The sequence below is a fragment of the Halomonas sp. SH5A2 genome (assembly GCF_014263395.1).
Classification (GTDB): Bacteria; Pseudomonadota; Gammaproteobacteria; order Pseudomonadales; family Halomonadaceae; genus Vreelandella.
The window spans coordinates 3020281-3034761 of record NZ_CP058321.1; the positions used below are offsets into that span (position 1 = coordinate 3020281).

At 58.9% G+C, this 14481-nt stretch carries 14 protein-coding genes; 1 reads left to right on the plus strand and 13 read right to left on the minus strand.

What is annotated here, in order from left to right; translation table 11 throughout:
• Nucleotides 1-14: 14 nt before the first annotated feature.
• From HXW73_RS14025 to HXW73_RS14050, 6 genes are all read right to left on the minus strand, one after another.
• Complete coding sequence (locus tag HXW73_RS14025) at nt 15-443, minus strand: universal stress protein (protein WP_186253678.1); 429 nt, start codon at nt 441-443, stop codon at nt 15-17.
• Nucleotides 444-455: 12 nt separating this feature from the next.
• Complete coding sequence (locus tag HXW73_RS14030) at nt 456-3059, minus strand: TRAP transporter permease (RefSeq protein WP_186253679.1); 2604 nt, start codon at nt 3057-3059, stop codon at nt 456-458.
• A gap of 151 nt (nt 3060-3210) precedes the next feature.
• Complete coding sequence (locus HXW73_RS14035) at nt 3211-4197, minus strand: TAXI family TRAP transporter solute-binding subunit (protein WP_186253680.1); 987 nt, start codon at nt 4195-4197, stop codon at nt 3211-3213.
• Nucleotides 4198-4477: 280 nt separating this feature from the next.
• Nucleotides 4478-5785, minus strand: coding sequence for a TRAP transporter large permease (locus HXW73_RS14040; RefSeq protein ID WP_186253681.1), 1308 nt, complete (start codon nt 5783-5785; stop codon nt 4478-4480).
• A complete protein-coding gene (locus tag HXW73_RS14045; RefSeq protein WP_186253682.1) occupies nt 5775-6254 on the minus strand; it encodes a TRAP transporter small permease in 480 nt (159 codons plus the stop codon). Before HXW73_RS14045 ends, HXW73_RS14040 begins: the two co-directional genes overlap by 11 nt.
• Nucleotides 6255-6315: 61 nt before the next feature.
• Nucleotides 6316-7326, minus strand: a complete 1011-nt coding sequence (locus HXW73_RS14050) for a DctP family TRAP transporter solute-binding subunit (RefSeq protein WP_186253683.1) — start codon at nt 7324-7326, stop codon at nt 6316-6318.
• 226 nt (nt 7327-7552) lie between these two features.
• Between HXW73_RS14050 and HXW73_RS14055 the strand changes: the two genes are divergently transcribed.
• Nucleotides 7553-8413 (plus strand): DMT family transporter, encoded by an 861-nt coding sequence (locus HXW73_RS14055; protein ID WP_186253684.1) that lies wholly within the window; start codon nt 7553-7555, stop codon nt 8411-8413.
• Here the strand turns inward: HXW73_RS14055 and HXW73_RS14060 are convergent.
• The 7 genes from HXW73_RS14060 to HXW73_RS14090 form a co-directional block, all read right to left on the minus strand.
• Nucleotides 8410-8931 carry a DUF192 domain-containing protein gene (locus HXW73_RS14060; protein WP_186253685.1) on the minus strand — a complete coding sequence of 174 codons (522 nt, stop codon included), beginning with the start codon at nt 8929-8931 and terminating at the stop codon, nt 8410-8412. The two genes, HXW73_RS14055 and HXW73_RS14060, sit on opposite strands and share 4 nt — an antisense overlap.
• 14 nt (nt 8932-8945) lie before the next feature.
• Nucleotides 8946-10052: an ABC transporter ATP-binding protein gene (locus HXW73_RS14065; protein WP_240538644.1), complete on the minus strand. Its 1107-nt coding sequence runs from the start codon at nt 10050-10052 to the stop codon at nt 8946-8948.
• Entirely contained in the window at nt 10045-10662 is a 618-nt protein-coding gene (gene modB / locus HXW73_RS14070) for a molybdate ABC transporter permease subunit (protein WP_240538781.1), read from the minus strand. The genes HXW73_RS14065 and modB overlap by 8 nt, the downstream gene beginning before the upstream one ends.
• 50 nt (nt 10663-10712) lie before the next feature.
• Nucleotides 10713-11483, minus strand: a complete 771-nt coding sequence (gene modA, locus HXW73_RS14075; RefSeq protein WP_240538645.1) for a molybdate ABC transporter substrate-binding protein — start codon at nt 11481-11483, stop codon at nt 10713-10715.
• A 12-nt stretch (nt 11484-11495) separates the two neighbouring features.
• Nucleotides 11496-12980, minus strand: a complete 1485-nt coding sequence (gene pyk, locus HXW73_RS14080; RefSeq protein ID WP_186253687.1) for a pyruvate kinase — start codon at nt 12978-12980, stop codon at nt 11496-11498.
• Nucleotides 12981-13062: 82 nt separating this feature from the next.
• Nucleotides 13063-13554, minus strand: coding sequence for an ureidoglycolate lyase (locus tag HXW73_RS14085; protein WP_186253688.1), 492 nt, complete (start codon nt 13552-13554; stop codon nt 13063-13065).
• A 9-nt stretch (nt 13555-13563) separates the two neighbouring features.
• A complete protein-coding gene (locus HXW73_RS14090; RefSeq protein WP_186253689.1) occupies nt 13564-14421 on the minus strand; it encodes a bifunctional allantoicase/(S)-ureidoglycine aminohydrolase in 858 nt (285 codons plus the stop codon).
• Between the last annotated feature and the right edge of the window lie 60 nt (nt 14422-14481).

Here is a 14481-nt window from a genome sequence, read left to right on the forward strand (position 1 = left end):
TCCCCTTCGGGCAACTAGCGGACAATCATGACCGACATTTTGGCATGGTGTACCACATGCTCGGCGTTAGGACCCAACACGTAATCAACAAACTTGCGTTTGTTATGCGAGGCCATGACGATCAGGTCGATATCCAGCTGTTTACCGACCTTGATGATCGCCTCCCACGGTGAGCCATCGACAATGACGCTTTGGGTATTGATTGTCTCAGGCACGTGCTGCTCTATAAAAGCATGCTGCGCGTCCTTGACGGCCTCATGTGCTTTCTTAGAGAAGTCTTTAGGAAAATAAGCCCCCACCATCGGCATCTTAAAGTCCGGCAGCACCGTCACCACGTGTAGCGACGCGTCAAACGTCTGGCACAGCTTGATGGCCGTGGGCAACGCCTTGACCCATGAACTCTCTTCGTTGAGATCAACGGGCAATAAAATTTTGTGGTACATGACAGCCCCTCCTCACGCGGCATTAGCCTTAGTAGTGCGACCATCGGCGTCCCGCCGACGGCGCTGTAGCATGACGATCAGAGCGAACACACCGAGAGCGGGTATCCAGATCCACTCTTTTGTCCAGCGATCCACCGGCGCCAGCACCTCGACGATTTCCTGATCAAAATCAAAGCCTAGGTCCGCCGCATCACTGCCATAGGTCACCATATCGACAACCGTTTCATCGTTTTCTGTCAGCAGCATCAAGCCCAGATTATCCAGGCGCTCCTGCCCACTATCACCTTCCGGCACCGGCACCAGAATATAGGTGCTCATGGGGTCGCCATAATCATCTAGGCCGCTAATCTGAACTCTCAGCGACGACCCCTCATCGACGTTACCCAGGGTCTCAACGAACTCGGTTGGCGGCGTCGACCGATAAGGATCGTGAATCATGTCCATGAAAAAGCCCGGACGGAAAAGCGCAAAGGCCACCACGAGCAACAGGACCGACTCATACCAGCGGTTACGCGTAATCATGAAGCCCTGCGTCGCGGCGGCAAAAATCAGCATCGCCACGGTCGCCACCACAAAGATCAACACCCCTTGCAACGGTGTCACGTCAATCAGCAGCAGATCGGTATTAAAGATAAACAGGAACGGCAGCGCTGCCGTGCGCAGGCTGTAGTAAAACGCCTGGAAACCAGTGCGAATCGGATCGCCCCCGGACACTGCGGCCGCCGCGAATGAGGCAAGCCCCACCGGTGGTGTGACGTCCGCCATGATGCCGAAGTAAAACACAAACAGGTGCACGGCGATCAGCGGTACCAGCAGGCCATTTTGAGCCCCCAACTGAATAATCACTGGCGCCAGCAGGGCAGACACCACGATATAGTTGGCGGTGGTAGGCAGCCCCATGCCGAGAATCAGACTGAGTACCGCGGTAAACAGCAAAATCAGCATCAGGTTGCCCATCGCCAGGGTTTCGACCACATCGGCCAACACCAACCCGACCCCGGTCTGGGAAACCGCCCCGACAATGATACCCGCCGTCGCCGTCGCAATGCCGATACCGATCATGTTACGGGCACCGGTCACCAGCCCGTTCCACAGATCCAAAGCACCTTCACGCAGGTCAGGGGCAATATCGCTGCGGCCACGAAAATACGCGGTAATCGGGCGCTGGGTCAGCATGATAAAGATCATGAACACCGTGGCCCAAAAGGCTGATAGCCCTGGCGACAGGCGCTCGACCATCAAACACCACACCAATACGATCACGGGCAGAATGTATTGCAAACCGACCAGCACTGTGGGGCGGGTTTGCGGGAGTTTGAGCACCGGCTCATTGGGGTCATCGACTTCCAGCTCAGGGTAGCCAGAAGCCAGTTTAAGCAATGCGACATACACCGCCGCCAGCGCCAGACCAATCACCCAGGGGGCCGCCGGCCCCAGCACTGGCTGCAACCAGCCCAGGCCGTAATACACCACAAGCGCCGTGATCATCATCAGCAACAAGCCGGCCAAAAAGCCCACCACCTTGCGAACGAGCGGCTTAGGTGGGTTGCTGCTTTCAAGCCCCTGCATATTGGCTTTCAGGGCTTCCAGATGAACGATATAAATCAGCGCGATATAAGATATCAGTGCGGGCAGAAATGCGTGCTTGATGACTTCAACATACGAAATACCCACGTACTCGACCATCAGAAACGCGGCTGCCCCCATCACGGGCGGCATGATTTGCCCATTGACGGATGAGGCGACTTCGACGGCACCGGCCTTCTCAGAGGAGAACCCCACGCGCTTCATCATGGGAATGGTAAAGGTACCGGTGGTCACCGTATTGGCAATCGAAGAGCCCGAAATCAAACCGGTCATGCCCGACGCCACCACCGCCGCTTTGGCCGGGCCGCCCTTGTAATGCCCAAGCAACGAAAACGCGACTTTAATGAAGTAGTTGCCAGCGCCCGCTTTATCCAGCAGCGCGCCAAACAATACGAACAGGAATACAAAGCTGGTGGACACCCCCAGTGCAATACCAAACACGCCCTGGGTGGTTAACCACTGATGATTAACAATCCCATAAAGACTTACCCCACCGTGGGCCAGCATCCCCGGCATCCAGGGCCCGGCCAGCGAATAGAACAAAAACACGGAGGCTACAATCATCAGCGGCGGCCCGAGCGCACGGCGTGTCGCTTCCAGCAACAGCAAAATACCGGCCACCCCGACGACGACATCGATCAGCAAGGGGGCACCAGGGCGCTCCGACAAGCCTTCGTAAAAAATGAACATGTAGGCGCCGCAAAACGCGGCCACCGCCGCCAGCACCCAGTCTTGCAGTGGAATACGATCGCGGGGCGACCGTTTGAGCGCAGGGTACGCCATGTACGCCAGAAACAGCGCAAAGGCCAAATGGATCGAACGGGATTGAGTCGCGTTAAACACCCCGAAGCCGATGATATAAGGCAGTGGCGACGCGATCCAAAGTTGAAAGAGTGACCACACCGCCGCAATACCCACCAGCAGCTTGCCAGGCATTCCCGCCGGTTTACGAGACCCGGAGTCCGTAGAGGCAACCAGATCTTCAAGATCAACATTTGACCCACCGGTCTTGGTGTTATCCGTTGTCATATGCATGCCCTGCAAAAATATGGATGACAATGAGGAATGCCAATAAGAGGCCTTGGATCAATCCAAGCGACATTCCAAACACAGCGCGCGGCCCCGTGAGAGACCGCGCGCACATCTTTCAATCGGTGATTAACACCCAGTACCGATAACCTTACTCTTCGATCCAGCCCTGCTCTACATAGTACCGCTTGGCACCATCATGCAATGGCGCAGATAGGCCTTGCGTCACCATGTCCTGGGCATCCAGATTTTCGAAGGCAGGGTGTAGACGCTTGAAACGATCGAAGTCGTCGAATACCGCTTTAACGGTTTCGTAGACAACATCGTCGTCGGCATCTGCGGAGGTCACGAACGTCGCCGCCACACCGAACGTCTCTACGTCGTCGGGGTTGTTTTTGTACAGACCGCCGGGAATCACAGACGTGGAATAGTAGGGGTATTCGTCAACAATGCCCTGAATATCGTCGTCGTTCATTGGGATCAGGCGTGCGTCCACCGTAGTGGTAGCTTCCTGAATAGAACCGTTCGGGTGGCCGACCACATATACCATGGCATCGATGTTGTTATCCGACAGTGCAGCAGCCTGCTCGGCGGCGTCCAGCTCAGAGACCAGAGAGAAAGTGTCTTCGTCCCAGCCTTTGGCATCCATCACCACTTCCATGGTGTTGCGCTGGCCTGAGCCCGGGTTGCCGATATTAACGCGCTTGCCTTCTAGATCATCCAGCGTTTCGATACCGGAGTCTTCACGGGCTAGCAGTGTCAACGGCTCGCCATGAATACGGAAGACGGCGCGCAATTCCTCGAACGCATCCCCCTCGAAATTCCCGGTACCGTTATAGGCTTGGTACTGAACGTCGGACTGGGCGACGCCCATACCCAGCTCGCCGGATTTAATGCCATTAATATTGGCAACCGAGCCACCGGTAGATGGCGCGTTACAGCGGATGTTGTGCTCGTCGCTACCGCGGTTGACCAGACGGCAAACGGACTGGCCGACCACATAATAAACACCGGTCTGGCCACCGGTACCGATGGTAATGAATTGTTCGTCTTCTTGCGCCATTGCGGGAGAAGCAAAGGCAGCGGCGCCGAGTAGCGCACCGGAGAAGGCAGCGGTAGAAAATGCATGGCGTTTCATGAACACACCTCTTTATCTTGATGTTATGGTCATTGTGCGTTGGGGCCCACCTGCGCTCTATCCATGCAGGCTAACGGGCCCAAAACGTTTTCAAGACAATCTGTTATCAGCATCGACAGTTTCTGTCGGCTTTCACTACTTTAGCGAAAAAAAACCTCGTTGGCGAAATCAGATACGTCAAACAGCAAACTTCATTCACCAATCTATAGGTTCAGTGTAGTGAACTTCACCGTTTAGGGAGCGTTAACCGCTATTCCGCTTTGGCATAGGCCAAGCGATATCAATCAACGTTGTAGCCCAGCACACGCGGTAGCCAAAGCGCAATGCTTGGGAATACGGCCACCAGCGCCAACGCACAGCCCATGGCCACCACGAACAACAGTGCCCAGCCCAGCGTCTGCTCAAGGCGAATTTTGGCCACCTCCGTCGTGACCATCAAATTCACGGCCACCGGCGGTGTAAACTGGCCGATAGCAATGTTCATGGCGAGCAGTATGCCGAACCACACGGGATTCCATTCAAAGTGCTGCATGACTGGAATCAGGATCGGCATCATGATCAGATAAATCGAGATCGCATCCAGCAGCATTCCCGCCACCAGCACGGCCAGCATCACCAGAATCAGCAGCAGCACGCCGTTATCGGTCAACCCAATAATCCATTCCGCCAGATGCCTAAACGTGCCTAGCATGGTCCCGGCCCAGGCAAAAATACCCGCCAGGGCGATAATCAGCATGACCACGCCCGAAATAATGGCCGCTTCGCCAAACAGTTCCCACAAGTCCCGCCATGACAGCTCGCGGGTAAGAAAAAGCCCGACGATGGCGCCGTAAGCCACGGCCACGACCGCCGCTTCTGTCGGGGTAAATAGCCCGGAACGCAGCCCGCCAAGAATCAGCACCGGCGCGAACAAGGCGGGCAACGCTTGCCTGAAGGTGTCTCGTACACTCAGCCGCTCAGCGCCCACCGCCGGAGTCCCGCCTTCCCAGCCGTAGCGTCTGGACACCAGCAGTGCCGGGAGCAACAGCGCCAAACCCGCGAGTACCCCCGGAAATAACCCGGCCGCAAACAAGGCACGCAGGTCAACCCCCGGCACCACGATCGAATAAAGAATCAGCGCAACGGAAGGTGGAATGAGAATTGCGGTGGAGGCCGAGGCTGCAATCAAGGTGGCGGAAAACGGCCTTGGGTAGCCTGCCTTGGTCATGCTCGGCAGCATCACCATCGCCACCGCCGCTGCGTCTGCAGGGCCTGAACCGCTCATGCCCCCCATAATCATGCACACCAGCACCGCGACCAGCGCCAGCCCACCGTGGCGCGGGCCAATCAATGCCTGGGCAAAACGCACCAGGCGCAACGCGACACCGGCACGCTCGAAAATCAGGCCGGTTAATATAAATAACGGAATCGCGATGAGCGGGTATTTGGCAATACTGTTGTAGGTGTTGGTACCGAGTGTTGCCAGCATATCCGGCGACAGCCCGATAACGATCCCCACCGCGCCCGAGAGGGCTAGCGAAAACGCCACCGGCACGCCCGCGATCAGCAGCCCTGCGAAGGCCAGAATCATCCACACGTCAGGCGTCATCGCCAAACCTCCCGGTCAAACGATCGCGGGTTTGCTGCCACAAACGCCACAGCATGGCCGCGGACAGCACCGGCAGCCAGACGATATACCACCACTGCGGAAGGCCAAGCCCAGGCGAAAGCGACTCCCACTGGTATTCCTGCCAGGCAAGCTTACCGCCGTACCAAGTGATCAAGCCCAGCACAATGGCCCCGCATAGCGCTTGAAACAGAATTAACGTACGGCGGTATTTAAACGGCAGTGCGCGTTCCAGGAAGCTAATTCGGATATGACGGTTACGTCTCAGCGCTACCGACGCCCCGGCGAAGGTCAGCACGACCAGCAGGAACACCGAAAACTCTTCGGTGAAGGAAAACGACCCACCGGTTAAATAGCGCGTGATCACGTTGCCCAGGCTAATCAATGCAATAATGATCAACGCCAGCGCGCCCAACCAGCGCTCAGGGCGCGCATCAGGAAAGCCTTTCATGGCAGCCTCACAGCGAAAAACTCCCAGCCTTGACGACTGGGAGATACAACATCAAGGGGGATTAGCGCGCGTCGATAGCGGCTTGTGCGGCCTCTACGAGATCCTCGCCAATGCGCGGCGCCCACTCTTCATAGACGGACTGCGTTGCGTCGACAAACGCCTGATACTGCGCATCGGTTAGTTCGGTCACCGTCACGCCGCGTTCTTTAATGGCCTCAAGCCGTTCGCTTTCCTGTTCACGGGTCATAGCAATTTCCCACTCGCCGGCTTCAACCGCGGTTTCGCGCAGCAGCGTTTGCTGTTCTTCACTCAATGATTGCCACACCTGCTGGTTGACGGCAAAAATCAGTGGGTCGTTCATGTAGTTCCAGAGCGTCAGATGCGCCTGGCCGACCTGATCGATACGCGCCACATCAAATACCGACAGCGGGTTTTCCTGGCCGTCTACCGCACCGGTGGTCAGCGCGGGCTGGGCATCGGTCCAGCTCATTTGTGTTGGGTCGGCATCCAGCGCAGAGAATGTATCCTGGAACAGCGGCGAACCCACCACGCGAATTTTCAAGCCGTCCAAGTCACTCGGCTCACTGATGGGGCCCTGCGAATTAGACACCTGGCGAAAGCCATTTTCACCCCAGGCCAGCGGGACAACACCGCGTGACTCGATCGCTTCAAATACCATTTCTCCTGCCTCACCACCGGTAACCGCATCTACCGCGGCTTCGTCAGGAATGAAAAACGGCAACGAGAAGAGGTTGAGTTCGGGCACCTGCGGCGACCAGTTGATGGTCGAACCGACGGCAGCGTCAATCAGCCCCGAGCGCATGGCCGAGAATTCGCGGGTCTGGTCGCCGGATACCAATTGAGAGTTGGGATAAACCCGCATCGTCAGCTCACCGTCGCTACGTTCCTCGACCAGTTCTGCCCACTTTTCTGCCGCCTGCCCCCACGGGAAAGCGTCGGACAAAACGGTTGAAACCGAGAGTTCGCGAGCCTGTGCAGAAAGCGAAAAAGACAGCAACATTGCACCGGCCAGGCCGGTAGACATGCAAGCCATTGAGCGTGTCAGCGTCATAACAGATCCTTTTTTATCGGTTTTTATGGTGGTGTGTTCAACGGCGCAGCGCCGTTGCTCGTGCCCCGTTTCATTGTAAGCACTTCACTATCAAAAGGAAGACGCCGAAGGTCGGCATCGTTCCCCTAACAGGTGACGGAAATACTGCCATTTCTTGCACTATCATTTTGGCATTTAACCAAGCTGATACAATGGCGATAATTTCCATCTATCAACGGACATCAACGTGCCCCTACGCGACCTGCTGCTCGGCCTATTTGTCATCGCCATTTGGGCGTTGAACATCATTGTCATCAAGGTCGGCGTGACAGAGCTACCGCCGCTGCTGATGACCACGCTGCGCTTTATGCTCGTCGCGGCGTTGTTGGTGCCCTTTTACCCGGTGGCACGGGCGCAACTGCCTTTTTTGATGCTGTTGTCGACGACATTCGGCAGCCTGCACTTTGCCCTGTTGTTCATTGGCCTGGAGCAGGCGGAAGCAGGCACCGGGGCGCTTTTGGTGCAGATGGGGACGCCCTTTGCCACGCTATTGGCAGTGATATTTCTCAAGGAAAAGCTGGGGCCAAAACGGATTGCGGGGCTGCTGCTTTCGTTTGCGGGCATCATTGTGCTGGCCGGTGGCCCCACCTTACCGACGCCACTTCCGCTGGCCATTCTTTTATGTAGCGCCATGGGCTGGGCGGTATCACAGCTGTTAATCAAACGCGGCCCGCCCATTGCACCGCTGGCGTTGGCGGGCTGGGTTGCGCTGTTCGCGGTACCCCAGGTGGCGCTGGGGTCATGGCTGTTTGAGAGCGGGCAGTGGCAGGCGATCCAGCAGGCGAGCTGGGTGGGCTGGGGGGCGATGATTTACACCGCTGTGATGTCGTCGATCATTGCCTACGGGATCTGGTACGCATTGTTACGCCGCCACCCAGTCAATCGCGTGGTACCCATGACGCTGCTCGTTCCGGTGTTGGCGGTCGGCCTGGGCGCGCTCTTGATGGGCGACAGCCTGGGCGTGCATAAACTGGTGGGCGGCGGCCTGGTGATCGCAGGCATTGCCCTGATTGTGCTTAATATCGGCCCTCGCTCCCGCCCCGCTTAATTTTCCGGCTGGCAAAAACCTGTCAGAGCGGGTACCGATACGCAGTCACCCACGCCAATTCCACGTTCGGCAAAGTAGCCCGCATTGACCTCCAGCGCCGCATGATAGGCGGCACCCGGTGCGTAAGAGGGGCAGTCACTCGGCGACGAGGATTCGCAGGGCGGCATGGTATCAATCGCCACGATGCGACCAGCGTCGTCGATAAAGGCGATGTCCAGCGGAATCAAGGTCCGGTACATCCAGAACCCATTATTGGCCGACCGTTCGCTCTCGAAGACAAACAGCATGCCGCGCTTTTCAGGGAGATGCTCACGTTGCATCAGCCCTCGCTGGCGTTCAGCCAACGTATCGGCCAGTTCGACATCCAAGCGATGCGGGCCTTGCGGGGTATGAATTGCCAACGACAAGGTTTCAGCGTCGTCTGGCGTCGCTTGCGCCCACAATGACGCCCCGGGTAGCCATAGCGACAACGGCAATATAAGTGATGCTTTCAGCAGCGACCGGCGGGTCATGGTCATAAAATTTCCTTGTTTCATCGGGCGTTATCAACGCCGTGTCCTGGCATCAGATGTATGCCCCCTGCCAACAGCGATACATGCACCGCCGCGCCGGGGGTCAATTGATTACGTCGTGCCGCATGGGTGGCAATATCGAAACGTAGCATATCGCCATGTTGAGCGCGCAATGCAACCGACGTCATACCGCCTAACACGACCAGCTCATCGACCGTTGCGGCAACGGGGTTTTCCCGCTCGCCAAGCGAAGGACGGCCCCGACGGTGGAGCACGATGTCCGACGGTGGCAGGTACCATGCCACAGGCTCATCGATATCAAGCCCTTCAAGCCCCGAGGCAACGTCCAACAGATCGTTGCCCCAGCGCAAACGACGCTCCCCGCCGACCTCAATTACTTGGCCTTCAAAGACGTTATGCCGATCCAACAGCCTTGCGACGCTGGGCGAGGCAGGCGTTCTAAACAGGGTTTCGGGCGGGGCTTGTTGCAAACTGCGGCCGTTATGCAGCACACAGATTTGATCCGCCAGCGCGGCGGCTTCTTCCAGGTCGTGGGTGACCAATACGATGGGTATCGATATTTGCTGACGGAGCCTTGCCAGCTCACGCTGCAGCCGCCGCCGGGTCACCTGGTCCACCGCCGAAAACGGCTCGTCGAGCAGCAGCACCTGGGGCTCGCGAGCCAGCGCGCGTGCCAGGGCCACGCGCTGCCGCTGGCCGCCGGAAAGCTCGTTGGGGTAGCGGTTTTCGAGACCTTTTAAGCGCACCGTTTCAAGCCACTGTTCCGCCTGAGGGCGACGCCTGGCGGGCGGCAAATGCCGCAGCGCCAGCGCAATGTTGGCCAGGGCGGTCAAGTGGGGAAACAGCGCATAGTCCTGAAACACCATGCCGACCCGGCGTTGCTGAGGCGATAGCGAGCGCTTACCCCGAGTGTCGAACCAGGTTTGCCCGGCACACTCAATGCGCCCCTGCCGGGGGCGATAAAGTCCGGCCATGGCGCGCAGCAAGGTGGTTTTACCACTCCCCGACGGCCCCACCAGCGCCAACAGCTCACCGGGCCGGCAGCTGAACTCGGCGTTTAGCGGAATCGGCCCGTTTTGCTGCACGCTCACCATCAAACTAGCCACGCGCCCACCTCCGGCGACCCGCCAAGCCGTAGACCACGCCCAGGGTGGTGAACGACACCACCAGCAACAACGCCGCCATCAGGGCCGCCCCCTGCTCGTCAAAGGCCTGCACCCGGTCATAAATGGCAATGGCCAGTGTCCGGGTTTCGCCGTCTATCGCCCCACCGACCATCAATATCACACCAAATTCGCCCAGGGTGTGGGCGAAGGTCAGCGCGGCAGCAGACAGGATACCCGGCCACACCAGCGGCAGCTCGATGCGCAGCAGTGTTTGCCACGGGCTTAGCCCGCTGCACCACGCTGCCTCGCGCAGGTTATGGGGGATATTTTCAAACGCGCGCTGGATCGGCTGCACCGCAAAGGGCAGATTGGCGACCAGCGAGGCCAGCAGAATACCGCTGAAGGTGAAATTGAGACCGCCCCCGGTGAGCGACATCCAGAGTTGGCCGAACGGTGCGTCGCGGCCAAAGCTTTGCAGCAGATAAAACCCCAATACGGTTGGCGGCAGCACCAAGGGCAGCGCCACCAGTGCCTCGCAAAGGCCTTTGCCGCGAAAGCGAGCGCTCGCCAACCAGCGGCCCAGGAAAATTCCTAACGGAAGCAAAAACACGCACGTTAGCGCCGCCAGGCGGAATGACACAGAAAGCGCCGACCAGTCCATCAGTCTGTACTAAACCCGTAGTGTTGAAAGATCGCCCGCCCCTCTGCCTGCTGGAGCCAGGTGTAAAATGCCTCAGAGGCGTCGCCCGCCTGGCGGGTAAGCACCATGCGTTGGCGCAGCGGCTCATGCCAATTTTCAGGGACGAGTACGTACTCACTTCGCTCGGCTAACGGCGGCGCCAACGCCAGGGAATAGGCCACCAGCCCGCCTTGGGCATCATCGGAAAGCGCGAATTGCGCCGCCTGGGAGACATTTTCGCCCAGCACCCGCAGCGGTTTGGTTGGGTCCCAAAGCCCCATATGATTAAGCGCTTGCTTGGCAGCTACGCCATACGGTGCGTGCTCGGGGTTAGCAAGCGCGATACGTGGGCGCCCGCCCTCCGCGTGGCGCGCCAGTGCCCGCTCCACGCCCGCCAGGGGTGTATCGCCAAGCGGCGCTTCCTGCCCGACCCGCTGCAGCCAGACCAAACGCCCGATGGCGTAAATCACGCCCTCATCGCGGGTATGCCCTTCATGGTAAAGCGCCTCTACATAGCGCTCATCGGCAGAAAGAAACAGCTCAAACGGCGCGCCCTGGGCAATCTGGCGGCGAAAATTGCCCGAAGAGCCAAAGTTCAACCGCAGCGTGTGCCCGGTGTCGCGCTCGAAGCGCTCGGCGGCTTCGGTCAGCGCGAACTGCAAATCGGAAGCCGCCGCCACCGTCGCCGTCCCCGCCGACGCGGGCATGGCGAAAAGCAGCAGCCACGCCAACCACAGTCCATGCCAGCGCAAGCCACGCACCCTCTAGCCCGCCTGTGGGGGAAGGTGCTGCTCGGTAATCGCCATCACTTTCATGGTGTTGGTCCCTCCGTGGGCATTCATGTGATCGCCGCGGGTCAAAATCACGTAATCGCCCGGTTTGGCGACTCCCTGTTTTACCAACACCTCAAGCGCGCGGTCATTAAGCTCAGTGGCACTCATTTCGGAGGTATCAAACGGCAGCGATACCACACCGCGGTATAGCGCCATACGCCGCTGGGCGATGGGGTTATGCGCCAGGCCGACAATCGGCAGCCCCGAGCGGATCCGCGAGGCGATCAGCGGGGTGTAGCCCGACGAGGTCATACAGGCAATTGCCGTGACGCCTTCCATGTGATTGGCCGCGTACATGGCGGAGAGCGCGATGGTCTCGTCCGGGCGGGAAAAGCCTTCATGAATACGGTGGCCCGACTCCTGGGCGGTTTTTTCGCGCTCAGCCCCCAGGCATACCCGCGCCATGGCATCGACAGTCTCGACGGGATAGTCCCCCGCGGCGGTTTCCGCCGACAGCATCACCGCGTCGCTGCCGTCCAGCACGGCGTTGGCCACGTCGAACACCTCGGCACGCGTTGGCAACGGAGACTCGATCATGCTCTCCATCATCTGCGTGGCCGTGATCACAACACGATTGAGCGTCCGCGCCCGCTTGATCATGCGTTTTTGCACGCCCACCAGCTGGGCATCGCCAATCTCGACGCCCAGGTCGCCACGGGCGACCATTACCGCCTCCGAGGCTTCAATAATGCCATCCAGCGTGGCATCATCGGCCACCGCTTCGGCGCGCTCCACCTTGGCCACCAGGCCGATATCTTTACCTGCCTCACCCAATAGGCGACGCGCCTCAAGCATATCGTCGGCGGAGCGCGGGAAGGAAATGGCCAGATAATCGACGCCGATCTCGACCGCGGTTTTAAGGTCTTCCTTGTCTTTCTCGGTGAGCGCTGGGGCCGAGAGCCCACCGCCCTGCTTGTTGATGCCCTTGTTGTTGGAGAGCTTGCCGCCCACCACAACCTTGGTGTGAATCTGTGCGCCCTCGACGCCGGTGACATCCAGTACCACGCGGCCATCGTCGAGCAGCAGACGATCACCCGCCACCACGTCATCGGCGAGCGTCTTGTAGTCGCAACCGACCCGTGAGTTATCGCCCGCATCGCCGTCCATCGCCATATCGAGAATAAACGGCTGACCTTCCTGCAGCGTCACCGCGCCCTCTTTAAAGCGGGCGACGCGGATTTTCGGGCCCTGGAGGTCGCCTAACACGGCCACACTTCGGCCCAGCTTGGCGGCGGCATCGCGTACCTCTTGAAGTCGGCGACGATGGTCGTCGGCGCTACCGTGGGAAAAATTCAGCCGCACCACATCGACCCCCGCCGCGAGCATGGCGTCTAGCACGCCCTCGCGGTCGCTGGCAGGCCCTAAGGTGGCAACAATTTTGGTGCGGCGAATAGAGGAATGGTGCAGTGCGTTCATAAAGCTCCCAGGCGCTTAATGTAGATAGTCACTAGCCTAACAGTATAACGCGCGAAACATGACCGCTATGCAACACCCCGACTTAATCGGCGAGGTGAATCCGCAACGACAACGGGTATTCGTCGCAGTTGTTACCGTCGCCACCCCGATCCACTACCAAAAACTCGCCTTCACGTTCCAGCACCGATTGAATGGCGTGCCAGGTGCCCGCGTGATAGTTGACGCCCTGGCGGCCATCGGTCACAAAAGCGCGTACGTCCGAGTCTGCAATGCGCTCGCCGGGAGGAGCGACCACCACAATAAACCGCTCTTCATACAGTGGCATAAACGCCTGGCTGCCCAAGGGGTGGCGCTCGAGAAACGTAAGCTCTAGCGGAAGGGTCACCGGCTGACTGACAAAGATATTGATCAGCGTGCTGGCGTTGTCGCCCAGGGTTTCGACCTTCGCCAGGTCGTGATGACGCTGGGTGCGCCCGGCATTGATAGGGAATGAATCTGATGTACGCGCATCGATCACATCGCCAAAGGGGACAAATGCCTCTGCCGTTAGCGGCTCGGCTTTGAGTTCCAGCATTGCAGCTCCTTAGCGAGTCGACAGTTTAAGAGAGGCATGGCGATTAACGTCTTTATACAACAAGTACCGGAACGGCCCCGGGCCAGCGGCATAGCAGGCCTGGGGGCAGAAGGCTCGCAGCCACATGAAATCCCCGGCTTCGACTTCCACCCAGTTTTGATTCAAGTGGTAAACGGCCTTGCCTTCTAGCACGTACAAGCCGTGTTCCATGACATGGGTTTCATCGAAGGGGATCACGCCGCCGGGCTGGAAAGTCACGATATTGACGTGCATATCGTGGCGAACATCCGCCGGGTCGACAAAGCGCGTGGTCGCCCAGCGGCCTTCGGTACCCGGCATCTCGATAGGGGCAATGTCCTGCTCGTTGGTGACAAACGCCTTGGGCACCTCCAGCCCTTCCACGTACTCGTAGGCCTTGCGCAGCCAATGAAAGCGCACCGGCTCACGGCTTTCGTTGCGCACCTGCCAATGGCTACCCGGCGGGATAAACGCATAGCCACCGGGGCGCATGGTATGGCGCTCGCCTGCCAGCGTCAGGGTTAACTCCCCATCGACAACAAACAGCACACCCTCGGCCTGCGGATCCAACTCCGGCTTGTCGCTGCCGCCATCCGGCTGGACTTCCATGATGTATTGGGAGAACGTCTCGGCAAACCCCGACAGCGGCCGCGCCAGCACCCACAGCCGGGTACCTTCCCAGAACGGCAGATTGCTGGTGACGATATCGCGCATCACGCCTTTGGGAATCAGCGCATAGGCCTCGGTAAATACCGCGCGGTCAGCGGTGATCTGGGTTTGCGGCGGGTGCCCGCCGGTGGGGGCGTAGTAAGTGGCGCCATAGTCGGTGGGCGAAGGAATTGCAGGCATTTTACATCCTCATCAGCTAGCGTGATGTCGTAGGCTGCGCCATCCAGCGCAGCATTATTG

Bases quoted from the DNA above. Each gene is read 5' to 3' on its own strand.
- HXW73_RS14060 (WP_186253685.1), bottom strand. From the start codon at position 8,931: ATGACCATGACCCGCCGGTCGCTGCTGAAAGCATCACTTATATTGCCG.
- HXW73_RS14025 (WP_186253678.1), bottom strand. From the start codon at position 443: ATGTACCACAAAATTTTATTGCCCGTTGATCTCAACGAAGAGAGTTCA.
- pyk (WP_186253687.1), bottom strand. From the start codon at position 12,980: ATGAACGCACTGCACCATTCCTCTATTCGCCGCACCAAAATTGTTGCC.
- HXW73_RS14030 (WP_186253679.1), bottom strand. From the start codon at position 3,059: ATGACAACGGATAACACCAAGACCGGTGGGTCAAATGTTGATCTTGAA.
- HXW73_RS14035 (WP_186253680.1), bottom strand. From the start codon at position 4,197: ATGAAACGCCATGCATTTTCTACCGCTGCCTTCTCCGGTGCGCTACTC.
- HXW73_RS14050 (WP_186253683.1), bottom strand. From the start codon at position 7,326: ATGACGCTGACACGCTCAATGGCTTGCATGTCTACCGGCCTGGCCGGT.
- HXW73_RS14040 (WP_186253681.1), bottom strand. From the start codon at position 5,785: ATGACGCCTGACGTGTGGATGATTCTGGCCTTCGCAGGGCTGCTGATC.
- HXW73_RS14045 (WP_186253682.1), bottom strand. From the start codon at position 6,254: ATGAAAGGCTTTCCTGATGCGCGCCCTGAGCGCTGGTTGGGCGCGCTG.
- HXW73_RS14090 (WP_186253689.1), bottom strand. From the start codon at position 14,421: ATGCCTGCAATTCCTTCGCCCACCGACTATGGCGCCACTTACTACGCC.
- HXW73_RS14085 (WP_186253688.1), bottom strand. From the start codon at position 13,554: ATGCTGGAACTCAAAGCCGAGCCGCTAACGGCAGAGGCATTTGTCCCC.